This is a genomic window from Paraburkholderia sp. EG287B (genome assembly GCF_040965595.1).
In the GTDB taxonomy this organism is placed as follows: Bacteria; Pseudomonadota; Gammaproteobacteria; order Burkholderiales; family Burkholderiaceae; genus Paraburkholderia.
On sequence record NZ_JBFRCG010000093.1, the window covers coordinates 1 to 434 of the forward strand.

Here is a 434-nt window from a genome sequence, read left to right on the forward strand (position 1 = left end):
TTGTAACCTTGCCAGAATGCCCAGCAGCGATCCGCATCCCAGCCTTCACCGCTTAACTGAACATGCTTGATGCCCAGACCGTCAATCTTGCGCGCCGCACGCTGGATCAACCCCAGATCGTCTGTCCCGTTCAAATGCAGGGTAATGCCATCATTATTAATGCTGTAAGTCGCTTTTTCTCCCCAACGTGCGTCGGCAGGTTGGGGAGAGAGGGTAATCTTCATCGCTTCTGTCATTTTAGTTATCCTTATTCGTTTAACAGCAAAACGGGCTACCCCCAGGCAGCCCGTTCATTCACTCGGCTTCGTCCAGCCAGACCAACAAAATCGCTTCGAGGATTTTCTCGTTCGATGCCTGCGGGTCGTCGTCGAAATCTTCCAGAGCGCAAATCCACTGATGCATATCGGTGAATCGAACCGTTTTCGGATCAATAT

The 434-nt window shown here is 51.2% G+C and carries 2 protein-coding genes; both read right to left on the reverse strand.

What is annotated here, in order from left to right; translation table 11 throughout:
- On the reverse strand, positions 1-236 hold a 236-nt coding region (locus AB4Y40_RS42850), incomplete at its 3' end, for a hypothetical protein (RefSeq protein WP_368692995.1).
- 58 nt (positions 237-294) lie between these two features.
- Positions 295-434, reverse strand: a 140-nt coding sequence (gene iscX, locus AB4Y40_RS42855) for a Fe-S cluster assembly protein IscX (protein WP_368692996.1), incomplete at its 5' end; no start/stop codon positions are given.